Annotated in this window: 23 protein-coding genes and 1 tRNA gene; 15 read left to right on the forward strand and 9 right to left on the reverse strand. The window is 53.6% G+C overall.

Annotation, left to right across the window (positions count from 1 at the left end):
• Positions 1-368 precede the first annotated feature (368 nt).
• The 6 genes from mepS (at position 369) to yejF (ending at position 8392) form a co-directional block, all read left to right on the forward strand.
• Positions 369-944: a bifunctional murein DD-endopeptidase/murein LD-carboxypeptidase gene (gene mepS / locus ACCW76_RS07155; RefSeq protein ID WP_034824970.1), complete on the forward strand. Its 576-nt coding sequence runs from the start codon at positions 369-371 to the stop codon at positions 942-944.
• 298 nt (positions 945-1242) lie between these two features.
• A complete protein-coding gene (locus ACCW76_RS07160) occupies positions 1243-2808 on the forward strand; it encodes a cyclic di-GMP phosphodiesterase (RefSeq protein ID WP_436338146.1) in 1566 nt (521 codons plus the stop codon).
• A 65-nt stretch (positions 2809-2873) separates the two neighbouring features.
• On the forward strand, positions 2874-4682 hold the full coding sequence (locus ACCW76_RS07165; protein WP_436338148.1) for an extracellular solute-binding protein: 1809 nt from the start codon (positions 2874-2876) through the stop codon (positions 4680-4682).
• A 10-nt stretch (positions 4683-4692) separates the two neighbouring features.
• The gene (locus ACCW76_RS07170; protein WP_034824974.1) at positions 4693-5784 is read left to right on the forward strand and encodes a microcin C ABC transporter permease YejB; all 1092 of its coding nucleotides are present in this window, start codon (positions 4693-4695) and stop codon (positions 5782-5784) included.
• Positions 5784-6809, forward strand: a complete 1026-nt coding sequence (locus ACCW76_RS07175) for an ABC transporter permease (protein WP_038645813.1) — start codon at positions 5784-5786, stop codon at positions 6807-6809. The genes ACCW76_RS07170 and ACCW76_RS07175 overlap by 1 nt, the downstream gene beginning before the upstream one ends.
• On the forward strand, positions 6806-8392 hold the full coding sequence (gene yejF / locus ACCW76_RS07180; protein WP_436338151.1) for a microcin C ABC transporter ATP-binding protein YejF: 1587 nt from the start codon (positions 6806-6808) through the stop codon (positions 8390-8392). The genes ACCW76_RS07175 and yejF overlap by 4 nt, the downstream gene beginning before the upstream one ends.
• Here yejF and ACCW76_RS07185 read toward each other — a convergent pair.
• From ACCW76_RS07185 to rsuA, 3 genes are all read right to left on the reverse strand, one after another.
• On the reverse strand, positions 8389-8715 hold the full coding sequence (locus ACCW76_RS07185; protein WP_034824977.1) for a hypothetical protein: 327 nt from the start codon (positions 8713-8715) through the stop codon (positions 8389-8391). The genes yejF and ACCW76_RS07185 overlap by 4 nt on opposite strands.
• Positions 8716-9129: 414 nt before the next feature.
• Positions 9130-10320: a Bcr/CflA family multidrug efflux MFS transporter gene (locus tag ACCW76_RS07190; RefSeq protein WP_038645809.1), complete on the reverse strand. Its 1191-nt coding sequence runs from the start codon at positions 10318-10320 to the stop codon at positions 9130-9132.
• Positions 10321-10332: 12 nt separating this feature from the next.
• Positions 10333-11055, reverse strand: coding sequence for a 16S rRNA pseudouridine(516) synthase RsuA (rsuA, locus tag ACCW76_RS07195; RefSeq protein ID WP_045813619.1), 723 nt, complete (start codon positions 11053-11055; stop codon positions 10333-10335).
• 169 nt (positions 11056-11224) lie between these two features.
• On the opposite strand from rsuA, the gene ACCW76_RS07200 reads away from it, so the two are divergent.
• On the forward strand, positions 11225-12979 hold the full coding sequence (locus tag ACCW76_RS07200) for a DEAD/DEAH box helicase (protein ID WP_097116598.1): 1755 nt from the start codon (positions 11225-11227) through the stop codon (positions 12977-12979).
• A 128-nt stretch (positions 12980-13107) separates the two neighbouring features.
• The gene (gene rplY, locus ACCW76_RS07205) at positions 13108-13392 is read left to right on the forward strand and encodes a 50S ribosomal protein L25 (RefSeq protein WP_034824983.1); all 285 of its coding nucleotides are present in this window, start codon (positions 13108-13110) and stop codon (positions 13390-13392) included.
• Between the two features lie 56 nt (positions 13393-13448).
• On the opposite strand, the gene yejK is transcribed toward rplY, so the two are convergent.
• A complete protein-coding gene (gene yejK / locus ACCW76_RS07210) occupies positions 13449-14453 on the reverse strand; it encodes a nucleoid-associated protein YejK (RefSeq protein WP_045813620.1) in 1005 nt (334 codons plus the stop codon).
• A gap of 158 nt (positions 14454-14611) precedes the next feature.
• On the opposite strand from yejK, the gene ACCW76_RS07215 reads away from it, so the two are divergent.
• From ACCW76_RS07215 to ACCW76_RS07225, 3 genes are all read left to right on the forward strand, one after another.
• Positions 14612-14839 (forward strand): YejL family protein, encoded by a 228-nt coding sequence (locus ACCW76_RS07215; protein ID WP_034824987.1) that lies wholly within the window; start codon positions 14612-14614, stop codon positions 14837-14839.
• A 23-nt stretch (positions 14840-14862) separates the two neighbouring features.
• On the forward strand, positions 14863-16614 hold the full coding sequence (yejM, locus tag ACCW76_RS07220) for an LPS biosynthesis-modulating metalloenzyme YejM (RefSeq protein ID WP_045813621.1): 1752 nt from the start codon (positions 14863-14865) through the stop codon (positions 16612-16614).
• 72 nt (positions 16615-16686) lie between these two features.
• A tRNA-Pro gene (locus ACCW76_RS07225) sits at positions 16687-16763 on the forward strand.
• Between the two features lie 53 nt (positions 16764-16816).
• Here the strand turns inward: ACCW76_RS07225 and ACCW76_RS07230 are convergent.
• The gene (locus tag ACCW76_RS07230; RefSeq protein ID WP_436338154.1) at positions 16817-17368 is read right to left on the reverse strand and encodes a GNAT family N-acetyltransferase; all 552 of its coding nucleotides are present in this window, start codon (positions 17366-17368) and stop codon (positions 16817-16819) included.
• 210 nt (positions 17369-17578) lie between these two features.
• On the opposite strand from ACCW76_RS07230, the gene ACCW76_RS07235 reads away from it, so the two are divergent.
• Positions 17579-17782, forward strand: coding sequence for a hypothetical protein (locus ACCW76_RS07235; protein WP_034824993.1), 204 nt, complete (start codon positions 17579-17581; stop codon positions 17780-17782).
• Between the two features lie 140 nt (positions 17783-17922).
• Positions 17923-18588, forward strand: coding sequence for a 4'-phosphopantetheinyl transferase family protein (locus ACCW76_RS07240; RefSeq protein WP_436338155.1), 666 nt, complete (start codon positions 17923-17925; stop codon positions 18586-18588).
• Between the two features lie 155 nt (positions 18589-18743).
• Here the strand turns inward: ACCW76_RS07240 and ACCW76_RS07245 are convergent, their stop codons facing one another.
• From ACCW76_RS07245 to apbE, 3 genes are all read right to left on the reverse strand, one after another.
• Positions 18744-20396 (reverse strand): multidrug ABC transporter permease/ATP-binding protein, encoded by a 1653-nt coding sequence (locus tag ACCW76_RS07245; RefSeq protein WP_045813625.1) that lies wholly within the window; start codon positions 20394-20396, stop codon positions 18744-18746.
• A gap of 85 nt (positions 20397-20481) precedes the next feature.
• Complete coding sequence (gene alkB, locus ACCW76_RS07250; RefSeq protein ID WP_436338157.1) at positions 20482-21123, reverse strand: DNA oxidative demethylase AlkB; 642 nt, start codon at positions 21121-21123, stop codon at positions 20482-20484.
• Positions 21124-21138: 15 nt separating this feature from the next.
• Positions 21139-22176 carry an FAD:protein FMN transferase ApbE gene (gene apbE, locus ACCW76_RS07255; RefSeq protein WP_436338159.1) on the reverse strand — a complete coding sequence of 346 codons (1038 nt, stop codon included), beginning with the start codon at positions 22174-22176 and terminating at the stop codon, positions 21139-21141.
• A 399-nt stretch (positions 22177-22575) separates the two neighbouring features.
• On the opposite strand from apbE, the gene ACCW76_RS07260 reads away from it, so the two are divergent.
• A complete protein-coding gene (locus ACCW76_RS07260; RefSeq protein ID WP_436338160.1) occupies positions 22576-22728 on the forward strand; it encodes a hypothetical protein in 153 nt (50 codons plus the stop codon).
• Between the two features lie 2 nt (positions 22729-22730).
• On the opposite strand, the gene ACCW76_RS07265 is transcribed toward ACCW76_RS07260, so the two are convergent.
• Complete coding sequence (locus tag ACCW76_RS07265; RefSeq protein ID WP_436338161.1) at positions 22731-23186, reverse strand: DUF1348 family protein; 456 nt, start codon at positions 23184-23186, stop codon at positions 22731-22733.
• A gap of 95 nt (positions 23187-23281) precedes the next feature.
• Between ACCW76_RS07265 and ACCW76_RS07270 the strand changes: the two genes are divergently transcribed.
• Complete coding sequence (locus ACCW76_RS07270) at positions 23282-23836, forward strand: TetR/AcrR family transcriptional regulator (protein WP_436338162.1); 555 nt, start codon at positions 23282-23284, stop codon at positions 23834-23836.
• Positions 23837-23855 lie beyond the last annotated feature (19 nt).

Here is a 23855-nt window from a genome sequence, read left to right on the forward strand (position 1 = left end):
CAGCCAGAAGCCTCTCAAAATCGGCCTTAGCGCCGGAATTAGCCCCTGAAAACCCGCCTTATTGGCTATTAAATCGCTACCAATCGTTGATAAAGTAACCATTGTGTTACGGATTGATTTCACATCAATAAAAGCTATAAAAATTTATATAAAAGCACTCGCCACGCGGTCTGTAATCGGTTAACCTCAAACGCGATTACTTAGAGTGCAGCATAAAATTCGGTGCCTTATGCAACAAAAATGTGTTCATTAACACATTTTAGTAATTAAGGAATTGTCTTAAGCGTTTGCTCTTATTAATCTCAAACCCGTTTTGTCATCTGGCTGGCGACATTGTGTCGTAAGGACTTCAAAGGAACACACGTATAATGGTCAAGTCTCAACCAATACTGAGATACCTCAGGCGGATCCTTCCCGCAGTAGCATTAGCAACACTCTTATCGGCATGTAGCAGTACGCATAACGGTCAGAACGCGAATAACGAGAATCATGAAGTTAACAACCAGAATGGTTTTTTACTTCAAGCGTCTCAGGACGAATTTGAACAGATGGTGCAGAATGTGGACGTTAAGTCCCGCATCATGGAACAGTACAGTGACTGGAAAGGTGTCCGTTATCGCTTAGGCGGTGACACCAAACGCGGCATTGATTGTTCTGCTTTTGTTCAGCGCACCTTTCGCGAGCAGTTCGGTTTAGATTTGCCACGTTCCACGTCAGAACAGCAGGATACAGGCAAAGAGATTTCTCGCGGCAAACTGCGCCCGGGTGATTTAGTGCTGTTCCGTGCCGGTTCTACCGGACGACACGTTGGCATCTATCTCGGTAACGATAACTTCGTGCATGCATCCACCAGCAGTGGTGTGATGATCTCCAGTTTAAACGACAGTTACTGGAAAACACGTTACCGTGAAGCCCGCAGGGTTTTAGCTAAAAATCCTAGCTAACGTATCCTTTTGAAGATCCTCTCAGCCAGAGAATCAGAAAACGCTGCCCAGGCAGCGTTTTTTTTCGCCTGCTATTTCTTAACGCAAATCCGATAGATAAAAAGTAATTGAGAATCAGAAATATAACGAGACTTTTCGCGCATCCTCGTTATATTCTCGTTTGCTTACTGGCAGCAAATTGTTGTGTCTCCGGCGGTTAAAAAAACCCACCCTGATGCAATGTTTCACGCCAGACACCAGCGAGCAGTAGTGCACGATTTACATAATAATAATGGCGCCATAAAGGGGAATGCACTCCATGCCACTGTCGGGGACGTTAAAACGTCATGCAACCTATTCGCGCCGTATCGCCTGGAGTAGTGCGATCATCGGCGGTGTGTTCTTTCTGTTGTTTGTCATCGTACTGCTGACGCTAACCTGGCAAAAACGAGTACAACAACATGAACAGTTGCTGATCCATAGCCGCGACGATCTTCAACAGGTGATGTCGACCCTGGTGGATACCCTTTATCCATTGCAACAATACACCCAGCTTGAATGCAGTAGCGTAAGCCGCGAACTCACCTCACGTGCCGCCTTTGCCGGCAATATCCGCGCGATTTTGCTGGTACGTAACAGTAATGCCTATTGTTCGTCCGCCACCGGCGCCTTTCTGCTGCCTGCGAATGATATTTCGCCACAATCGGAGCTGGAGCGCGATCGCGATTTACGCTTACTGGAAGGCACGCCCCTGTTGCCGACCAAACCCGCGCTGGCGTTGTGGATGAAGAACCCTGGCTCAGCTGAGACCGGCATTCTCGCCACCATGAATATCAGCCTGACGCCTTATCAGCTGCTGGCTTCTTATCATCCCGAAATCACCGGTATGGCGTTGGTGATTGGCGATAAAGCCCTGCTGAGTGGCAAGAATCAGGTGGTGAATATCCACGATTTACCACCTGCCTTGAAAGAAATGAGTTTTAAAGATAATGGTATGCGCTTCGTGCTGTACGGTACGACGCTGGCGCAACGCGATTATCATCTGATCCTGCTGACCGGCCTCCTCTCAGCCCTGTTTATGAGTGCGGCCAGTTGGCTGCTGCTGACGTTGTATCAGCGTCCTGGCAAAGAGATAATGCAGGGCATTAAACGTGGTCAGTTTCATGTTGAGTATCAGCCCCTGGTCACCGCCCACGATGGGCAACCGTACGGCGTTGAAGCACTACTGCGCTGGACACATCCCACCGAGGGAATAATTCCCCCCGATGCCTTTATTAGCAACGCTGAAGCGCAAAATCTGATTATTCCCCTGACTCAGCATTTGTTTAAACTGGTGGCGCGCGATGCGAAGTTCCTCTGCCAGCAACTGCCGCGCGGCACGCGTATGAGTCTGAACCTTTCCCCTCTGCATCTCGCATCAGAAAGTTTTCGTCAGCATGTGCAGGAGTGGATTGCCGACATGCCAAAAGACCACTTCAACTATGTTTTCGAAATCACCGAACGCACAATGGTGGGCGAAAGAAATGCTGGCGAGATTTTTGCCTGGCTGCATGAGCAGGATATTAAAATCGCCATCGATGACTTCGGCACTGGCCACAGCGCATTGATCTATCTTGAACGCTATCCTTTTGATTACCTTAAAATTGACCGAGGCTTTGTACAGAGTATTGGTACCGAAACGGTGACCTCACCGGTACTGGACGCGGTATTGCTGCTGGCGAAGAAGCTCAATCTCAAAACCGTTGCAGAAGGCGTTGAAACCGGCGACCAGGCAGCGTGGCTGGTGAACCGTGGGGTGACACATCTGCAGGGATATTTATTCAGTCGCCCGCTGCGTCCGGAAAACCTGATCAGTTATTACCAACGTCAGGCAGCGCTCGGTTAACGTCACGCTATCGTCACGAAACTGCTACCATTCAGTGCGGATTATTTAAGGAGAGCGCCCCACTTATGCTGCTGCGTCTTGTCACCGCGTTGTTGGTTTGTAGCGCCATCGCGCCACTGCATGCGGAAACCATCAATGAGAGTTATGCCTTTGCCAAGCTGGGCGAACCGAAGTATGTGGTGAATTTCACCCATTACGATTACGCGAATCCCGCTGCGCCTAAGGGCGGCAAGATGACCATCGCGGTGGTGGGCACTTACGATAACTTCAATCGCTTTGCTTCACGCGGTAATCCTGGCGTCGGCACCGATACGCTGTATGACGGGCTGTTCACCACCTCCGATGATGAGCCTGGCAGCTACTATCCCTTGATTGCTGAATCCGCCCGCTATCCATCCGACTATCACTGGATGGAAGTGTCCATCAATCCCCATGCGCGCTTCCAGGACGGCAGCCCGATAACCGCGAAAGATGTTGCCTTCACCTTCCAGAAATTTATGACCGAAGGGGTGCCACAATTTCGCGTGGCGTTTCGTGGTGTTGAAGTGAAAGCGCTCAACAATCTCACTGTCCGCATCGACATGCCGAAACCAGATAAGGACATGATCCTGAGCTGGTTAACGCTGCCGGTTTTGCCGCAAGCCTTCTGGCAGAATAAAAAATTTAATGAGCCTATCGGTTATCCTCCGCTCTCCAGCGGCCCCTATCGCGTCACGTCTTATAAGCCAGGCCAGTTCATTCAATACAGTCGGGTGAAAAACTACTGGGCGGCAAATCTGCCGGTCAATCGGGGACGCTATAACTTTGATACGCTGCGCTACGATTACTATCTTGACGACAACGTTGCTTTTGAAGCCTTCAAAGCCGGCGCGTCCGATCTGCGCGAAGAGGGGTCGGCGAAGAAGTGGGCCACACAATACCGTGGGCGCAACTTTGATAGCCACGCCATCGTGAAATCGACCACGCCAAATACCGTCTCTACCGATACTCGCTGGCTGGCCTTTAACAATGAAAAACCCCTGTTTGCTGACCGGCGAGTGCGTGAGGCGCTGACGCTGGCATTTGATTTCGAGTGGATGAACAAAGCGCTGTTTTACGGGGCTTACAAACGCACGGACAGCTATTTCCAGAACACGGCTTACGCTGCCAAAGGCTACCCGAAAGCCGACCAGCTCATTCTGCTGGCACCGTACAAAGCGCAGTTGCCTGCTGAAGTGTTCAACAACGAATACGCACCGCCGCGTTCAGAGGGTAGCGGCTTCGATCGCGGTAATCTGCTAAAAGCCATGACGCTGCTGAAAGAAGCAGGCTGGCAGATTAAAAATCAGCAGCTGGTGAACAATAAAACCGGGCAGCCCTTCCGCTTTGAACTGCTGATGCGTAGCGGTACGCAGAACGATTGGGCGCTGCCGTTCCAGCACAGCCTGCAGCGTCTGGGGATTCAGGTAGCGTTGCGGCAAATTGATAGCTCGCAGTATCTGCGCCGTTTGCGTGAAGGCGATTACGATATGATCCCCTCGCTTTACTACGCGATGCCCTCGCCTTCCACCAGCCTGCGCACCATTTGGCAATCGCCATACATTGACTCCTCCTGGAACACCCCTCGGGTGAAAGATCCCATCGTGGACCACTTCGTGCAGGAGATCGTCGACCATCAGGGGGATGAAAAAGCGCTGTTGCCGCTGGGTCAGGCGCTGGATCGTATCCTGTTATGGAATGCCTATATGATCCCGATGTGGTACAACGCCGAACAGAGGCTGGCATACTGGGATAAATTTTCCCGCCCTGAAATCAAACCCGCGTACGCAACCGGGTTAGAGAACTGGTGGTATGACGTGAACAAAGCCGCACAATTGCCGGCCGATAGACGCTGAGGAGAGCGGTTTGGGTTCCTATTTCCTGCGCAGGTTGCTGCTGATTATTCCCACTCTGTGGGCGATCATCACCCTGAATTTTTTTATCGTGCAGATTGCGCCCGGTGGACCGGTGGACCAGGCGCTGGCGAATGCGCAATTTGGTCATAGCTCCGGTTTTTCCTCGGGCAGTGCTGGAGATGTCGGCGGGCGCGGTGCGCTGGCGCATGATAATCCGGGCGACAGCCAATATCGCGGCGCGCGTGGCCTCGATCCTGAGGTGATTGCAGAGATCAAACACCGCTACGGTTTTGATAAACCGCTGCTGCAGCGCTATGGCGAAATGCTGTGGAACTATATCCGTTTTGATTTTGGCGACAGCCTGTTCCGCAGCGCCTCGGTGCTTCAGCTCATCAAAGAGAGCTTGCCGGTTTCCATCAGCCTGGGCTTGTGGAGTACGTTGATCATTTATCTGGTCTCGATTCCGTTAGGGATTAAAAAGGCGGTGCGCAATGGCAGCGCTTTCGATATCTGGAGCAGTACCTTTATCATCATTGGATACTCCATCCCGGCATTTCTGTTCGGCATCATGCTGATTGTGTTGTTTGCCGGTGGCAGCTATTTCGACTGGTTCCCGCTGCGCGGTCTCACCTCGCCGCAGTTTGATACGCTGCCGTGGTACAGCAAGATAGGCGATTATCTCTGGCACATCACGCTACCGGTGCTGGCCACCGTCATTGGCGGATTTGCCACCCTCACCATGTTGACCAAAAACTCATTCCTCGATGAGATCCGCAAACAATACGTGGTGACGGCACGCGCCAAAGGACTGGATGAAAAACGTATTTTGTATGGCCACGTATTTCGCAACGCCATGCTGCTGGTGATCGCCGGTTTCCCTGCCACCTTTATCAGCATGTTCTTTACCAGTTCGGTCTTAATTGAAGTGATGTTCTCCCTCAACGGACTCGGCTTGCTGGGTTACGATGCCACCATTCAGCGCGACTATCCGGTGATGTTTGGCACACTCTATATCTTCACGCTGATTGGTTTGCTGATGAATATTCTCAGCGATCTGACCTATACGCTGGTCGATCCGCGCATCGATTTTGAGGGGCGCTAATGGGTTTATCGCTAATCAACCAGCAGCGCTGGCAACGCTTTCGCCATAACCGCCGTGGTTTTTGGTCGCTGTGGATTTTTTTGCTTATTTTTGTGCTTTCACTCGGTGCGGAGTTACTGGCCAATGACAAGCCACTGCTGGTGCACTACCAGCAACGCTGGTATATGCCGCTGCTGTTCAATTACAGCGAGAGTGATTTTGGCGGCGACTTCGCCACCCCGGCCGATTACCAGGATCCCTGGCTAAAACAACGGATCGATCAGCAGGGCTGGGCGCTGTGGGCACCTATTCGTTTCAGTGACAGCACCATCAATTTCGCCACCGATGTGCCCTTCCCTTCTCCGCCCTCGAAGCAGAACTGGCTGGGTACTGACGCCAATGGTGGCGATGTGCTGGCGCGTTTGCTGTACGGCACACGCATCTCGCTGCTGTTCGGCATCTTGCTGACGCTGTTCTCCAGCGTGATCGGCATCGTGATCGGTGCCGTGCAGGGCTATTTTGGCGGCCGTGTCGATCTGGTTGGCCAGCGTCTGATTGAAGTGTGGTCCGGTATGCCGTCGCTGTTTTTATTGATTCTGCTCTCCAGTGTGATTCAACCCGGCTTCTGGTGGCTATTGCTGGTCACCGTGGTGTTTGGTTGGATGAGCCTGGTGAGCGTTGTGCGAGCCGAGTTTCTGCGCACGCGTAACTTTGATTATGTGCGTGCGGCGCGCGCGCTCGGCGTGAGTGACGGACGCATTATGCTGCGTCACATGCTGCCGAACGCCATGGTAGCCACGCTGACCTTCCTGCCCTTTATTTTATGCGGTTCGATTACCACCCTGACCTCACTGGATTTCCTTGGCTTCGGCTTGCCGGTAGGTTCTCCTTCGCTGGGTGAACTGCTGTTGCAGGGCAAGAACAACTTACAGGCGCCGTGGCTGGGACTTTCCGGCTTCTTCGCCCTCGCGCTGCTACTCTCGCTGTTGATCTTTATTGGTGAAGCGGTACGTGATGCCTTTGATCCAAGCCGGGGGGTGAAATGAGCCTGTTAAGCGTCAATCATCTCGCCGTGGCCTTCAATCAGCGCCGCGTGGTGGAAGATATCTCTCTGCAAATTGAGGCCGGTGAAACTCTGGCGCTGGTCGGAGAATCTGGTTCAGGCAAAAGTGTCACCGCGCTCTCCATTATGCGCCTGCTGCCGCAACCGCCTGTGACGTATCCGCAAGGTGAGATTCTGTTCAATGGCCAAAATATCTTGCAGGCCAGTGAGCGTGAAATGCGCGGCCTGCGTGGCAACCAGATGGCGATGATTTTCCAGGAACCGATGGTGTCGCTCAACCCGCTGCATAACGTTGAAAAGCAGCTGTATGAAGTGCTGTCTCTGCATCGCGGGATGCGCAAAGAAGCGGCGCGCGGCGAAATTCTCGGCTGTCTCGATCGCGTTGGCATCCGCAATGCAGCATCACGCCTCGGCGATTTCCCGCATCAGCTTTCCGGCGGAGAGCGTCAGCGCGTGATGATTGCCATGGCGTTACTGACACAACCAAAACTGCTGATTGCCGATGAGCCCACCACCGCGCTGGATGTCACGGTACAGGCACAGATTCTGCGCTTGCTGCGTGAACTGCAGCGTGAACTGAATATGGGCATGCTGTTCATTACCCACAACCTCAATATCGTCCGCCAGCTGGCGCATCGCGTAACGGTGATGCGCAATGGCCGGGAAGTGGAGCACAATCTTTGCAAGCCGCTGTTCAGCCAGCCACAGCATCCCTATACACGTGAATTACTCGCCGCAGAGCCGGATGGCCAACCGGTGCCGCTTATCAATACCCAACCGCTGCTGCAGGTCAAAAGCCTGCACGTGGGCTTTCCGATTAAACGCGGATTGTTCAAGCGCAGCGTGGCGGAAAAAACCGTACTCAGCGATCTCAACTTCACACTGCGCCGGGGTGAGAGCCTTGGGTTGGTGGGAGAATCCGGTTCAGGTAAAAGCACCACTGGATTGGCACTGCTGCGTTTGATTGCCGCGCGCGGTGAGATTTGGTTTGACGGTCAGCCGCTGCATAGCCTATCGCGTAAACAGCTTTTGCCGCTGCGTCCACATATTCAGGTGGTGTTTCAGGATCCCAACTCATCACTCAATCCACGCATGACAGTACAGCAGGTGATTGCGGAAGGGCTGGCAGTGCATCGTCCTGAACTAAGTGCTGCCGAGCAGGAAGCGAAAGTGATTGCCGTGATGCAGGAAGTGGGACTGGATGCAGAGAGCCGTTCACGCTATCCCGCCGAGTTTTCCGGTGGACAGCGCCAGCGTATCGCCATTGCCAGGGCGCTGATTCTGGAGCCGCAATTAATCGTGCTGGATGAACCGACCTCTTCGCTGGATCGCTCAGTGCAGAAGCAAATTCTCACCCTGCTGCGCCGTTTACAGCAGGAGCACCAGTTAGCGTATCTGTTTATTAGCCATGATTTGCAGGTGGTGCGCGCACTCTGCCATCAGCTGATTGTGCTACGCCAGGGTGAGGTGGTGGAACAGGGAGAATGCGAAGCGTTGTTTAACGCACCAGCCAGCGATTATACGCGTCAGCTTTTGGCCTCCGCGCAGGGTGAATCGTTAACTTAATGACCTTCAAAGGTTTCTGCGATGGCAACGCCCTGATTTTTCAGGCAACAATTGGTCGTGCTTTCATCACCGCGCTGAATCAGTAAACAGGGTTGCCCTTCGCACAGCGCAATTTTGCATTCGACCTGAATCTGCGCCAGCGTCTCTTGCAGCTGGTGCAAAATTTCCAGTGCGGGATGCCCATCGTGGCTTAACAGACGCAATGCGACGAGATCTTCATCGTGCACACCATTTACCGCTTCCTGACGCTCAATTTCACCAACATGATCGGCTGACCAGCGATAATGTTGCGGTAAGCGATGCATAACCGAAAGTTGCAGCATAGTTACAGTCCCCAGAGACGTTAACGCTTATTCACGACGACGGCGATTACGCAGTGAATCCCTACCTGGTAAACTCAGAATACGGACGTCAAGGTTTGCCTTCTCGTTTTAAACATAAAGCATGTAGCAAAGTTATTATTTGCGAGCTTTCTCGCATTTATGCCTATGTGTACCTTGTTCGGCGGCAGTTAACAATCATTTTAGACGCAATGTCGTTACTTTTTTACCCCTTAATTTTCACATTATGGAAACATTAAGCATAACGAATATGTGGGGATTCGCGAGTGGGGGTGAGGAATAGAACGCTTGCAACAAGTGGGAATGTGATTGCGGCGCGGTTTTAACCGCGAAGTCATTGGCTCTAAAGCTCAGCGAACTCCGCGATAAACCGCGCCGTCAGAGGGATGCACAGGATTAGGTGTGGCGTGGACGTGCGGCGTAGCTGAACAACACAATGGAGACGGTTGCGCACAGGGCAATGGTCGCCACCATCGGCCAGGCGCTGTTAATACTCACCAGTGACAGCAATGCGCCCACCAGCGCCCCCACGCCAAAGCGTAAGGTTCCGGCCAGCGACGATGCGGTGCCTGCCATATGCGGAAACTCATCGAGAATCACCGCCATCGCGTTCGAAGAGACCGTCGAGACGCAGCCGATAAACATCGCTACGCCAAACACCAGCGACAGGAAACCCAAATCCAGCGCACTGGCAATCAGCAGCCAGATACCCATGGCGAACTGAATGATCAGCCCGATACGGAACATCGCCAGCGGCCCAAAGCGGCGTACCGCACGGCTGTTAATCAGCGTCATGACAAACAGGAACACCACGTTAAGGCCAAAGTAGTAGCCAAAGTTTTGCGGTGAAACGTGATTGACTTCGATGTAAACAAATGGCCCGGCGTTGAGGAAGGTAAACAGCCCCGCAAATGAGAAGCCGCTTGCCAGCATATAACTGAACGCGCGTTTGTGGCGCACCAGCGCCACAAAGTTACTGATTGTGGTACGCAGATGGAATCGCTGCCGCTGTTCAGGCTTCAACGTTTCACGGATCTGAGTCACCACCAGCACGGTGGTGATCAATGCGGCCACGGCCAGCGTCCAGAATATCGCGTGCCAGTTCCACAGCAGCAACAGCCAACCGCCGATAATCGGTGCCAGTAACGGCGCAATCGTCGTGACCAGCATGACAAACGACATCATGCGCGAGAAATCCTCTTTCGAGTAACTGTCTCGCATCAACGCATTAATCACCACGCTGGCCGCTGCCGCCGACAAACCGTGCAGGAAGCGCATAAAGATCAGTTGATCAATGGACTGTGACAAGGCGCATGCCGCCGCGGCGCAGGCAAAGATTAGCGTGCCCAGCACAATCACCGGTTTACGTCCGTAGCTGTCCGCCAGCGGGCCATACACCAACTGCCCGATAGCAAACCCCAGGATGTAAAGGTTAAGCGTCATCTGCACGCTGCCTGCCGAAACGGCAAATTCGCGAGCAATTTGCGGCATAGCCGGCAAATACATATCAATGGAGAGCGGCATCAGCATCGCCAGCAATCCCAGAATCACGACTAAACCTACCGGTGAATTCTTTTCCTTACGCACCGCTCTCTCCCGCTATTTGCGTTTTTTCAGCTCTTCTGGCAGGCCGATGCTGTCGACCTCTTCTTCCGTGAGTTCACGGTATTCACCTTCAGCCAGATCGTCATCCAGCACAATCTCACCAATGCTTTCGCGATGCAGCGCAGAGACATGGTTGCCCATCGCGGCAAACATGCGTTTGACCTGATGATAGCGGCCTTCCGTGATGGTTAAACGAGCGGCCTTTTCATCCAGGATCTCCAGCACCGCCGGTTTGGTCAGTTCTTTCTCATTGTGCAGTTGAATCCCCGCCGCAAATTTCTCCACCAACGCAGGGTCAATCGGCTCTTCGACCTCAACCAGATAGGTTTTTTCGAGGTGATGGCGCGGAGAGGTGATACGGTGTGACCATTGACCATCGTCCGTCAGCAGAACCAGACCGGTGGTATCGATATCCAGACGCCCTGCCGCATGCAGCTTGAAGGCAGCGGGTTCTTCCATGAAGAACAATACGGTAGGATGATCGGGATCGTCAGTGGAGCAGACATAGCCCTGCGGCTTATTCAGCATGAAGTAGCGTGGGCCGGTTTGCACCACCAATGGATTGCCGTCGTATTCGATTTCGTCGTCTGGCAACACTTTGTAGCCCGCATCGCGCACCACTTCGCCGTTAATAGTGACTTTCCTGGCGCGGATTTCGCGGCCGGCGATAGCACGGCTGACTTCCAGCTGCTGAGATATGAATTTTTCGAGTCGCATGAATTCGCTTTTGCCTGTTACTACGGAGGGAACTGAAACGGTGTTTTTAAACCGTTAAAAAAGTGTGGGCAGTATAGCTTGATCCTTCGCCTGCTAACAGTACCGCGCCTGCGTTTCAGCTGTTTTCATGTCATAATGCGTGCCCGTTTGAAGAAAAAAGTTTGCCCTGATGTCCTTCACCCTGCGCCCGTACCAGCAAGAGGCGGTTGACGCCACGCTCCAGCATTTTCGCCGCCACGATGCGCCCGCCGTGATCGTGTTGCCAACGGGTGCCGGTAAAAGTCTGGTGATCGCTGAACTGGCGCGGATTGCCAGAGGCCGCGTGCTGGTGCTGGCGCATGTGAAAGAGCTGGTCGAGCAGAATCACAGTAAATATCAGGCGTATGGTCTGGAAGCCGATATTTTTGCCGCCGGTTTGCAGCGCAAACAGAGCGAAAGCAAAGTGGTTTTTGGCAGCGTGCAGTCGGTGGCGCGCAATCTGGATCGCTTCGACAGTGCCTTCTCCCTGGTGATCGTTGATGAGTGTCACCGCATCAGCGACAACGAAGAGAGCCAGTATCAACAGCTGTTCGCCCATCTGCGACAGCACAATCCGCAGCTTCGGCTGCTGGGGTTGACCGCCACCCCTTTCCGCCTCGGTAAAGGCTGGATTTATCAGTTTCACTATCACGGCATGGTGCGCGGCGATCAGCACGCGCTATTCCGTGACTGTATTTATGAATTGCCGCTGCGCTACATGATCAAGCACGGTTTCCTTGTGCCGCCCGAACGGCTGGATATGCCGGTAGTACAGTACGATTTCAGCCGACTGATCCCGCAAAACAACGGCTTATTCAGCGAAGCCGATCTCAATCGCGAATTGAAGCAGCAGAATCGCGTAACGCCGCACATCATCAGACAGATCGTGGAGTTCGCGGAAGATCGCCGTGGTGTGATGGTGTTCGCCGCCACGGTAGAACATGCGCGTGAGATTTTATCTCTGTTGCCCGAGAACAGCGCGTTGGTGTCGGCGGAAACCGTGGTGAAAGAACGCGACCGTTTGATCAGCGAATTTAAAGCGCAGCAGTTAAAGTTTTTAGTGAACGTCGCGGTGCTGACCACCGGCTTTGATGCGCCACACGTCGATCTCATCGCCATTCTTCGCCCTACTGAATCTGTCAGCCTGTATCAGCAAATCGTCGGGCGCGGCCTGCGTTTGTCACCGGGCAAAACCGATTGCCTGATCCTCGATTACGCCGGCAATCCGCACGATCTCTTTACACCGGAAGTCGGCACGCCAAAGGGCGCCAGTGACAATCAGCCGGTGCAGGTGTTCTGCCCCGCCTGTGGTTTCGCCAACACCTTTTGGGGAAAAACCACCGAAGATGGCCACATCATTGAACATTTTGGTCGTCGCTGTCAGGGCGTGATGGAGGATGATGAGGGCAATCGTGAACAGTGCGACTATCGCTTCCGCTTTAAAAGTTGTCCCGACTGCGGTGCAGAAAACGATATTGCGGCTCGCCGCTGCCATCAGTGCGATCGTATTATGGTCGACCCGGATGATATGTTGAAAGCCGCGCTAAAACTTAAAGATGCACGCGTGCTGCGCTGCGGCGGCATGACGCTGGAACAAGGGCGCGACGAAAAAGGCGAATGGCTGAAAGCGACCTATTTTGATGAAGATGGCACCAGCGTCAGTGAACGTTTCCGTCTGCAAACGCCTGCACAACGTAAAGCCTTTGAGCAGCTGTTTATGCGCCCACACCAGCGCGCACCCGGCGTGGAACTCGGTTGGCAAACGGCTGCCGATGTTATCGCTTTGCAGCCACTGCTGCGTCATCCCGATTTTGTCGTGGCACGTGCGAAAGGTCATTTCTGGCAAATTCGCGAGAAGATGTTCGATTATCAGGGACGTTATCGACGCGCGAATGAGCTGCGTTAAGCGACGGAATCATTTGCCCGCGTCTTCTATTGCGGCTATAATGCCGCCCGCTTTTGCATCCGTAAAAGCATATGAATAACCGTCTGTTGCTGGGTCGCCTGTAGCAGAAATGATTGAAGAGAAATCAAATGACCACTTTCAACGCTGAAGTACGTAAAGAGCAGGGTAAGGGTGCGAGCCGCCGTCTGCGTGTAGCAAATAAATTCCCAGCCATCATCTATGGCGGAAACGAAGCGCCAGTTGCTATCGAACTGGACCACGACGTTGTAATGAACCTGCAGGCTAAGCCTGAGTTCTACACCGACGTGCTGACCATCGTTGTTGATGGTAAAGAAGTTAAAGTTAAAGCTCAGGCGGTACAGCGTCATCCGTTCAAGCCAAAACTGCACCACATCGACTTCGTTCGCGCTTAATCGCCAACGAGTTGAAAAGAGAACGCCGCTTACGCGGCGTTTTTTTTGCCTGGAAATCAGTTTCCGCCGGTTCGACGCTGTAATTGATCGCGCAGATTAGGTGGTGTCCCTTTGATGGTCAGGGTATCGGTCGCGGGATCCCAAAAGATGCGCTCGCCGAGTAGCATGGCATCAAAATTCAGCGTCAAGCCGCCACCGCTGCCAGCAAACTTGGTCAGCTGGCGCAATGTGCTACGGTCAGCCGGGAAATGCTCTTCCAACTCGTAACCCTGCTCTTGGGTAAAGGCCTGGAACGTTTTCTCTCCCAGTGGCGGCAGTTCACTGGACAAATCTTCCAGCGCAATCTCCTCACCTGCCTGCAGTTGGTCGTTGCAGTAGCTGTAGACCTGCTGACGATAGTTCTGGCGCTCGTTCTTATCGAGATTCGATTCCGCGCAGTAATCATCTACCGCCTGCAGCAAACCCCGGTTCTGCGCTTTGGTATCGAGGCCTACGCTGGCACCGAGGAAATCCATAAAGAAATCGGCCACTTTGCGCCCGACACGTCCACGCAGGAAGGTCAGATAACGGGTTGATTCTGGGTTGGTTTCCCACTCAGTGAGATCAATACGCGCCACAATATCCGCATGATTGATGTCGAGATAATGGGTGCTGCTGATATCCAATTCCTCATTGACGCGCATGCTCGACTGGCTGCTCAGCATTGCCACCAGCAAGTACTCAACCGCCAGATAGCGATAGTGCAGGAACAGCACCACGCCACTTTCCGCAAACGGATATTTGCCCAGCTCATCACGCAGACGGCCCGTCGCCGCACGGCTGAAAGCCAGAAAGTCATCTTGCCCTTTGCGGCAGTTACGCAGCGCATCGGCCAGTTCGCTCTCTTCATTGAACAAACCGTAAGCCTTACTTTTGGCGCTATACACCCGATGCAACTCTTCCGCCATCTCTTCTACCGCACGGGTCGTCGGCAGTAATGTGTCACGCAGGACCAGCTCAAGCTGATTTTCATCACGTTTAACTAACTGATGCAGGGCAATCTGGTCGATATCCAGACTCATGGTAGACTCTCCTTTAGGCTCAGGCGCGTATTCAAACACCGCCCGCCGCTGCTTTCAACTCTACGCACAAACTGATCGCTCTGCTTGCGATTTAATTGCGGAAAAAAGCGCGTTGTTACGGTAATATACCGCCTTTTCACACTTGATTAGTCGACGATATGCCACAATCATCCCGTTATAGCGACGAGCGCGTAGAGAAGCTTCTCGCGCAGATGGCGCAGATTCTTGAAAAAGACAAAGCGCCAACCGACCTTTCCCTGATGGTATTAGGGAACATGGTAACCAATTTGATTAACACCAGTGTCTCGCCGGCCCAGCGCCGCAGCCTGGCGAAATCTTTCGCGGAAGCGTTGCAGTCTTCCGTTCGCGATGACAACGCCCACTAAATTGCAGATCTGACCTCATAAATATGGTAACCAACCGGCAGCGCTATCGCGAAAAAGTCTCCCAGATGATCAGCTGGGGGCACTGGTTTGCTCTGTTTAATATCATCTTCGCGCTGATTTTAGGTAGCCGCTATCTGTTGGTCGCCGATTGGCCTGCGTCACTCGCGGGCCGTATTTATGCCTATACCAGCTGGATTGGCCACTTTAGCTTTATCGTGTTCGCCGGTTATCTGCTGGTGATTTTTCCGCTCACCTTTGTGGTGATGTCACAGCGATTGCTAAGGGTGCTGTCGGCGATTATCGCCACTGCCGGGCTGACGCTGATTATGGTCGATAGCGCGGTGTTCAACCGCTTCCACCTCCATCTGAATCCGGTGGTGTGGGAGTTAGTGATCAACCCGGACCAAAGCGAAATGGCACGTGACTGGCAGCTGATGTTTATTAGCGTACCGGTCATCTTCCTCGTGGAGATGTTGTTTGCCACCTGGAGCTGGCAGAAGCTGCGCAGCCTGAATCGACGCTCATTTGGTAAGCCGCTGGCCGCGCTGTTTATCTGTGCTTTCTTTGCCAGCCATCTGATGTATATCTGGGCGGATGCCAATTTCTATCGCCCGATTACCATGCAGCGCGCCAATCTGCCGCTCTCCTATCCGATGACCGCACGACGGTTTCTTGAACGCCATGGCTTGCTGGATGCGCAGGAGTATCAGCGCCGTCTGGTGCAACAGGGCGATCCTGAGGCGCTGTCAGTACAGTATCCGCTGAGCGATATCACCTTCCGCGATGGCGGCACGCGCCACAACCTGCTGCTGCTGACCGTTGATGGTTTGAGCCATGACAATCTGGATAAGGCACTGCCGTCGCTGAATCAGTTTGCCAGCGACAACGTACGCTTTACCCAACACTACAGTGCCGGGATTGCGCCGGAGAAAGGCATGTTCGGGCTGTTTTACGGCATCTCCTCTAGCTATATGGATGGCGTACTTGCCGCGCGGATGCCTTCGGCGTTACTCGGTGCGCTAAATTCGCAGGGATACCAGTTTGGTCTGTTCTCCTCCGATGGTTTCAGCCAACCCTTGTATCGCCAGGCGCTGTTAGCGGATTACAGCTTGCCTGAAGCTGATTCTCAGCCAAACAGCACGACGGTGAACCAATGGCAAAACTGGCTCAACGGCCAGAAAGCCGAGGGTGCGCCCTGGTTCTCATGGATTTCACTTGATGGCGTCAACGTGACTGGCGAAAGCATTAAAGCGCGTCAGCGCAGCTATTTGCGCCAGGCTAACAGTGTTGATGAGCAAATTGCGGCCGTACTACAGACGCTGAAACAACGCGACTTACTCAAAAATACCGTGGTGGTGATTACCGCTCAGCGTGCAGTGACACCGGAGAATGATGACAATCCGGGTAACCGTGCAACGTTGCAGGTGCCGCTGGTGGTGCATTGGCCGAATACGCCGGCGCAGACCATCGATCGTCTGACCGACCAGCAGGATGTGATGACAACGTTGATGCAACGTCTGCTGCATGTGCGCACCAATCCAGCCAACTATTCACAGGGTGAAGACCTGTTTGCTGCTCAGCGCAGCCACAACTGGGTGGCCAGCAGTGAAGAGGGCAAACTGGTGGTGACTACGCCAACCGTGACGCTGGTGCTGAATAACAACGGCAGTTACAGCGCCTACGATGCACAGGGCCATAAGCTGAAGGATCATAAACCGCAGCTGGCGTTACTGCTTCAGGTGTTGACAGAAGAGAAGCGCTTTACCGCAAACTGATTAATAATGAGGCAGTTAAAACATGCGCATATTGCAATCGCGAGCGGAACCAGTAGACTACTTCTCCACGTTCGGCACGTAGCGCAGCCTGGTAGCGCACGGTCATGGGGTGTCCGGGGTCGGAGGTTCAAATCCTCTCGTGCCGACCAAAATCCTATAAAAAAGCAGCCCTTAAGGCTGCTTTTTTGCTTTCTGAAGGCCGCTATCCTCTATCACGCTGCGCCAGCCACTCGTCACGCGTCAGCTCCCAGGTGCCCGCCGGTAACTCGCCCTCAACAAAAGTTTTGCTATAGGTATCCACTAACCGCATGCCGGTGCGTTCCGAGATGCGACGAGAAGCCAGATTATCCATCGCCTTGGGCACACGCAGACGCGTCTGGTCGAGATGGATAAACCAGAATTCGGTGACTGCTGCGCAGGCTTCACTCATCAATCCCTGCTTCTGCCATTCAGGCACCAGCCAGAATCCCCGGTTATCTTCCGGCCCCAGACGTAGTGAGATTAAACCAATCAGACTGTTGGGATCAGATCGATGGCGAAGGCTCCAGTGCCACGCCTGCCCTGCTTTCATTGCGGGCAGTGCCATGCCCTCAATATATTGGCGGGCACCATCAGCGGGATAAGGCCAGGGCACAGAACCTATCAGATGCCGCACGATCTCCCAGCGCGGGAAAACCTGCTGTACCTGAATCGCATCTTCGCTTCGCAGCGGTTGCAGCAGTAAACGGGGCGTTTCCAGACGGGGTATTTCCATGGCAACCTCCTTGGTTAACCCATTCAGTATTATCGTAAAACGGCCGGGGTGGGAATGCTTCTGGCAAATAATAAGTCAGTTACCGTAAGCAATCAAAGCGGAGCGGGATCACATTTTTCGTCAAATATGACAGCATTTCATCTGATTGAAACAAAACTGTCATACAGTTTAATTACTCTTATCCTTCCTGTTTTTCGATGGACACTTATTATGGTCATCAAAGCTAAAAACCTGCAGGACGCGGAAGAACTCCTGCATTCAGGTATCAGTAAAGTTGAACTGGCTTACGATATCGGCAGCGACGATTTTTTCCGCCTGGCTTCGCGGTGGTGTGACCGCGGTGCACGTATAACCAAAGGCAACGAGCACTTTGTGGTACAGATCAAAGGCATGTCGATTCCGCCTAATCACTAAACGTGGGTGAGCCGCTTTGGCTTGCTCTTTTCACGGCTGACGGGTAAAAATAGCGTTTTAACCGTCAGCCGTGATGCTTAATGTTTGCTTCTGAAATTCCCCTGGTACTGCCCCCCTCCCCGTTTATCACCGCTGCGGCTATGACAAGCTCTCCGCTCCCTATTGCGTGGTGTGAATTTAATCAGCAGGCCTGGCACAGCGATCTGCATCAACATTGGCAACTCCCGCTACCACTGGCGCTACACAGTGCCGTCACCAAGCGTAAAGCTGAGCATTTAGCGAGTCGCTGGCTGGCGCAGCAAATGCTGGCGCGCTTCGCGATGCCTGACTTTATCCTGCGTAATGCGCCCGATCGCTCGCCGGTATGGCCAGTGGGGATTCAGGCCTCACTCTCGCATTCGCAGCAAATGGCCGTCATCGCGGCAACGCAGGCGCCCCTCTGTATCGGCGTTGATGTCGAGCAAGTGATGGCAGAACAGACCGCAGAGGAAACGGCGGAGATGCTGATGAGCCGTACAGAGCGTCAACGGTTAGCCGCCGCTGCACTGCCGTTTGCAGCAGCGGCCACTCTGCTGTTTTCGCTGAAAGAGAGTGTCTATAAAGCGTTGTGGCCACAGTTGCATCAGCCGATGGATTTTCTGCAAGCGGAGTTGCTGGAGTGGGATTTGGCGCAAGGCCGCGCCACGGTCACTTTGACGCAGGATTTTTCACGCGAGTTTAACGCCAACACACGGCTGCAGGCGCATTTCTGGCAACGTGGCGACCGCGTTATCACACTGATCGCCCACCCACTGAACAACCCATAAAAAAACCGGCTCAGAATCAATCTAAGCCGGTGACAACACAAGACGACAGAAGTGTTCCAGGGAGACAGAGACGAGGAATCTCTGTTGAAACTTACCTTACCTGCCTGACAACACCTTGCCCAATAAGGGTTTTTGCTAAGCTATCCCAGCTGACGTTAATGACCCGTGTCAGTGCGCTTTACCGCATCCAGCGTGGCCATTTCACGTTCATTGCCCGTCAGTTCACTCAACTGGCCTTCGCGCATCTCCAGCAAGCGGTCAGCATGAATGAAGTAGTGATCATCATGGCTGATGGCAAATATTGTTTTGCCCGATGCCTGTAGCCAGGGCAGCAATTCACGGTAAAAGATACGTCGGAAATGCGGGTCCTGATCGGCAGCCCACTCGTCCAGCAGCAGGATGTCGCGTTCCTCCACCGCCGCCAGAAGCAGTGCCAGTCGCTTACTTTGCCCTTTAGAGAGTTGCAGATTCAGCACCTTATTGCCTTGCAGCTTCAGTTTGTCCTGCATCTTCAGGCGTTCCAGCCACTGCTGCACCAGTCCAGGATTCGCTGGCTGGCCGCCGTGACTGATCAGGCGATCAAACAAATGCACATCGGTAAACACCGCTGAGAAGTGTTTGCGGTAAGCATCGAGGTTATGCCAGTCAACCACTTTGCCATCCAACAGCAAACTGCCTGATTGTGGCTGGTACAGGCCCGTGAGCAGCATCGCCAACGTGGATTTACCGCTGCCGTTGCCACCAATCAGGAACACTAACTCACCACGATGCAGCGTCAGATTAATCGGGCCAACCTGGAAACCGTGATCGCCATAATGGAAGCAGACATCGCGCAGTTCCAGTGTTTGCCAGTCACTCACCTGTGGCAGCGCTTTGAACTGTGCATCGTAAGGCGCGAGATCGAAGGTGTTGATTTTACGGAAGGCGACCTGTGCGCTCAGTAAGGTCGGCAAGGCACCCACCGCAGCCAGTAACGGCGTACGCAGGAACAACAGCGTCAATGAGTAAGTCGCGGCCACCGCCGTGTTCGCCCAACCCAGCCCATTGGCCATAAAGAACACAATGCCAATCGCACCCAGCATCATGATATTTGACCAGTTAACCGCGCTGAGATGGAAGGTGTCGGCACGAACGATATGATGACGATAGCTTTTGGCGTTTTCCTGATACACGGTATCGTAAATCAGTTGAGCACGCTCGCGGTTAAGCTGTAGCTCTTTACGCCCTTCAATGATGGTCTGGAAATCACGGTAAAGGTCGTCTTCGATTTCACGCAGTTTCGCCATGTGTTGATACACACGTGACACCAGCAACCAGCCGCCCACCAGAGTGATGACTAACCACAGCGAGGTCAGCAGCAACATTTTAGGTGACAGCCACGCCAGATAGAGCGCGGAACCCAGGGTAATAATGATGCCCTGAATCAGTTCCGGCAGGCGGACAAAGGCGATGGTGATCGCACGTACATCACTGGTGAGTCCCGCCAGCAGTTGCGCGTTACCTATCTGCTCAATGCGCTCGACGCGCGTATCCAGAATACGCTTGATGAACTCGCCGCGCAGGCGCCAGACAAAGTGATGGCCAAGCTGAGTTAACGCCAGTTGCGAACCCAGCGTCACGGCCATCAGCAGAAACAGCTGCCCCAGAAAACTCGGCAGCACAGAAATCGAGGTATTCACCGCGACGATCAGCTCGTTATTGATATAGGCGATTAAGCCGATGCCGAGCGCGGCGCTTAACAGCGTCAGCAGAATGACGCCAATAAAAGGCCAGCGATACTGGCGATAAACCACATGCAGCAATGCCATTAACAGATTCCGGAGGTCAACCAAGCAGCCTGCAGTTTAATGGTGCTCCGGATGATAGCAAGATTAATTCTCATTCACTGTGCCGTTAGTGGGCGCGGCGGAAAGTGAGGTTAAAGCGAAAGGCGCCCGCTGCCGGGTGAATACCAGGTTTGAGCGGCAGAATGCCGTGATAACGCAGGCGTGAGGGGCCGCCCCACACCACGATATCACCGTGCTCCAGCAGCACCCGCTGCGTGGCATCACCGCGCTCAAAACCACCAAACTGGAACACCGCAGGCAGGCCTAATGACACTGAAACAATCGGCTGACGCAAATCCTTCTCGTCCTTATCCTGATGCAAGGTGAGTTTGGCTCCGGGTTCATAACGGTTGATTAAGCAGGCATCCGGGTTAAAGCCGGAAAAACCCGCTTCCTGTGCGGTTTGTTGCGCCAGCGTGCGGAACAGCGCAGGCATCGGCGGCCATTTATGCCCACTGGCGTTATCCTGCTCCGTGTATTGGTAGCCGCGCGAATCCGTTGACCAGCCTAAATCGCCACAGTTGGTCATCGCCACCGACATGCGATGTCCACCTGGTGTGATGCGGTGAGCAAAGGGGTTTTGCCCGGCAATCTGCTGTATCGCCGCCAGCAATGCATCCGCATCATCGCGTGCACGGCGCCGTAAAATCACCGCGCCTTCCGCTAACGGTTCCTGCCATGGTGCTTCGTCACTAAACAGATCCAGCATCTGCGCCTCCTGCCGTTATTTGCTTTCCTGATCGATCAGGAAGGATTTGAACTGGGGTGACATCCAGTGCGTAAAGCCGTCCCCCTGTTTGCTAATCAGATAAACCGCCAAATGCTCCTTGAGTGCCAACGCTTGTGCCCGCTCGCTGCCCAGCACCATCAGCCCGGTGTCCCAGCCATCGGCTTCCAGCGCCGTGGTGGCGATCACGGTGGCCGAGACCAGCTTATGTTCGATGGGCCGTCCGGTCGCGGGATCGATCACATGTGAAATGCGTTTACCATCCAGTTCATAATAGTTGCGATAGCTGCCTGAGGTGCTGATACCGTGACCTTGCAGATCAACGCGCGCTTCGACGGCGTTTTCACGATCGGTGGGTTTCTGGATTGCCACACGCCAGGGTTGATTGCTGGCATTCTGCCCACGGGTCAGCACTGCGCCCCCTACCGACACCAGATAGTCGGTAATACCCTGCTGCTCCATCAGTCGTGCCAGATGATCGGTGGCATATCCCTCCCCCATGGTTGAAAGATCGACATCCAGCGCGGGCAGATCTTTCTGCAACCACTGTCCGTCCACACTCTGGATCACATGCAAATGTTGTAAGCCGGTTTGCGCTTTCGCTGCATCAATTTGCGCCTGGCTCGGGGTGTGCACAGGCTGTTTCGTGGGTCCGAACCCCCACAAATTGACCAGCGGGCCGACGGTGATATCCATCGCGCCCCCGGTTTTATTGCCGATGCGCAGGGCTTCAACCACGATATCGGCCATATCCGCGCTCACCGGCTGTGGTTGATTACCTTGATATTGATTGAAGCGCGACAGCACCGAATCCTTTTTCCAGGTAGAGAGCTCATGATCATCGCGGTCAAGCTGCTGCTGAATAGCCTGCTGCAAAGCGGCCTGGCGCTGAGGATCCACGCCCGCCAGACTAACGCGCCACTGGGTGCCCATGGTTTTCCCCTCTAACACCAGTGCGCTGCGGGATGCTTGCTGATCGCAACCGGTTAACGCACCGGCCAGCGCACCAATTAGCAGAATATTCTTAATACTCATCACTTCCTCATCTGTAACCTATTAATTCATCCTGTTTCAAAGCATAAATCGCTTGTAAAACAGGCTAAAGCTGCTTGATGTCCATACCAGACTGACAGAGGATTAAGCGCTCAAGCCCCTAACCGCACAGGAGCGACTGATGATTTTTATGATTCTCGCTGTATCCGCCGTTCTGTTCATCTTCGGGACTTTCCGCTGCTGGCAGCACTATCGCCATCGACTGATTCAGCATTACCCCTCGCGAAAACGTTAAATTTTTGCACCATGGAATCATGATATGCACCGCTTCAGCGCTGCCGGAGTGTAGCAAATTAGATTGAGGCCGCGTGGCGCTGAGAGCGGTGACCTGGCATGAATTCTGCACCGTTGAGACTGAGTTGAATATCAGCGAGGTGCAAAATGGACAAGACAAAAACACAACAAACCTGGCAACACTGGTTGCGCTTCTCAGCGTTTACGCTGGCAGGCGTCGCGATGGAAGGTGGCGTACCGACGCAAAGTACGCCGGCGCCATCTGCGCCAAAAGCCAAAAAATGGCGCACAATTTCGTAACGTTACAGACCCAGCTCGCTCAGGCCCGGATGGTCATCCGGGCGTCTTCCTGCCGGCCAGTGAAACAGGCGCTGTTGCGACGTTATCGGTAAATCGTTGATACAGGCGAAGCGCTGAATCATCAACCCATCTGCCCCAAAGTGCCAGTTTTCGTTGCCATAGCTGCGAAACCAGTTGCCGCTATCATCCTGCCATTCATAAGCAAATCGAACAGCAAGCTTATCTTCGTGCCACGCCCAAAGTTCTTTGATCAGACGATAACTCAACTCTTTTGCCCACTTGCGCTGTAAAAATGCCACGACGTCAGCGCGCCCATTGACGAATTCACTCCGATTACGCCAGCGCGTATCTTCACTGTAAACCTGAGATACCCGCAGTGGATCGCAGCTGTTCCAGGCATCTTCCGCCATGCGCACTTTCTCTAAAGCAGTCTGATGATTAAACGGGGGAACCAGCATAATTTCTCTCCTGAGCATGTAGACAGATCTGTCTACTTGATTCATCCTGCCGTATGTAGACAATTCTGTCTACACCAAATTTCAGGAATGTATTGATGCTGGAACCTCTGGTTTTTGACGCAAGTGCCGCCGCGCGCGATCGCATTCTGCTCAGCGCACAGCAACTGTTCTACCAACAAGGCATTCGTGCCACAGGCATAGACAAGATCATCGCTGCGGCTGGCGTCACGAAAGTGACCTTCTATCGCCACTTTCCGGCGAAAAACGCGCTCATTCTGGCTTTTTTGCAAACGCGCCATCAGCGCTGGATGACCGCCTTTCGCAGCGCGTTGGCGCAGCACGAGGATCTGGTCGATGCCCTGCCCGCCGCGCTGCTGAGCTGGTTTAACGATGACGACTATCGCGGCTGTGCATTTATCAATACGGCAGCAGAATTGGGCAATACCTTGCCGGAAGCCAGCCTGCTGATTCGCCAGCATAAACAGGAAATGGCCCAGGCCATCGCTGATAAATTGCCAACCGAAATCCAGGACAAAATCGCACCGATTGTGCTGTTGGTCGAAGGGGCTATTGTGCAGGTACAGATTGGGGAAGAGGCAGAGGAGATTGTGCAGGTATTACGAAGTGCGCTAACGCCATTGCTACAGTAGCGGCGGCCCGAAGGCCGCC

Source organism: Pantoea sp. C8B4 (assembly GCF_051336905.1).
Taxonomy (GTDB): Bacteria; Pseudomonadota; Gammaproteobacteria; order Enterobacterales; family Enterobacteriaceae; genus Pantoea; species Pantoea rwandensis_B.

Coding starts and splice junctions, on each gene's coding strand:
- mepS (WP_034824970.1), top strand. CDS start 369: ATGGTCAAGTCTCAACCAATACTGAGATACCTCAGGCGGATCCTTCCC.
- ACCW76_RS07160 (WP_436338146.1), top strand. CDS start 1,243: ATGCCACTGTCGGGGACGTTAAAACGTCATGCAACCTATTCGCGCCGT.
- ACCW76_RS07165 (WP_436338148.1), top strand. CDS start 2,874: ATGCTGCTGCGTCTTGTCACCGCGTTGTTGGTTTGTAGCGCCATCGCG.
- ACCW76_RS07175 (WP_038645813.1), top strand. CDS start 5,784: ATGGGTTTATCGCTAATCAACCAGCAGCGCTGGCAACGCTTTCGCCAT.
- yejF (WP_436338151.1), top strand. CDS start 6,806: ATGAGCCTGTTAAGCGTCAATCATCTCGCCGTGGCCTTCAATCAGCGC.
- ACCW76_RS07185 (WP_034824977.1), bottom strand. CDS start 8,715: ATGCTGCAACTTTCGGTTATGCATCGCTTACCGCAACATTATCGCTGG.
- rsuA (WP_045813619.1), bottom strand. CDS start 11,055: ATGCGACTCGAAAAATTCATATCTCAGCAGCTGGAAGTCAGCCGTGCT.
- ACCW76_RS07200 (WP_097116598.1), top strand. CDS start 11,225: ATGTCCTTCACCCTGCGCCCGTACCAGCAAGAGGCGGTTGACGCCACG.
- rplY (WP_034824983.1), top strand. CDS start 13,108: ATGACCACTTTCAACGCTGAAGTACGTAAAGAGCAGGGTAAGGGTGCG.
- yejK (WP_045813620.1), bottom strand. CDS start 14,453: ATGAGTCTGGATATCGACCAGATTGCCCTGCATCAGTTAGTTAAACGT.
- ACCW76_RS07215 (WP_034824987.1), top strand. CDS start 14,612: ATGCCACAATCATCCCGTTATAGCGACGAGCGCGTAGAGAAGCTTCTC.
- yejM (WP_045813621.1), top strand. CDS start 14,863: ATGGTAACCAACCGGCAGCGCTATCGCGAAAAAGTCTCCCAGATGATC.
- ACCW76_RS07230 (WP_436338154.1), bottom strand. CDS start 17,368: ATGGAAATACCCCGTCTGGAAACGCCCCGTTTACTGCTGCAACCGCTG.
- ACCW76_RS07235 (WP_034824993.1), top strand. CDS start 17,579: ATGGTCATCAAAGCTAAAAACCTGCAGGACGCGGAAGAACTCCTGCAT.
- ACCW76_RS07240 (WP_436338155.1), top strand. CDS start 17,923: ATGACAAGCTCTCCGCTCCCTATTGCGTGGTGTGAATTTAATCAGCAG.
- ACCW76_RS07245 (WP_045813625.1), bottom strand. CDS start 20,396: ATGGCATTGCTGCATGTGGTTTATCGCCAGTATCGCTGGCCTTTTATT.
- alkB (WP_436338157.1), bottom strand. CDS start 21,123: ATGCTGGATCTGTTTAGTGACGAAGCACCATGGCAGGAACCGTTAGCG.
- apbE (WP_436338159.1), bottom strand. CDS start 22,176: ATGAGTATTAAGAATATTCTGCTAATTGGTGCGCTGGCCGGTGCGTTA.
- ACCW76_RS07260 (WP_436338160.1), top strand. CDS start 22,576: ATGGACAAGACAAAAACACAACAAACCTGGCAACACTGGTTGCGCTTC.
- ACCW76_RS07265 (WP_436338161.1), bottom strand. CDS start 23,186: ATGCTGGTTCCCCCGTTTAATCATCAGACTGCTTTAGAGAAAGTGCGC.
- ACCW76_RS07270 (WP_436338162.1), top strand. CDS start 23,282: ATGCTGGAACCTCTGGTTTTTGACGCAAGTGCCGCCGCGCGCGATCGC.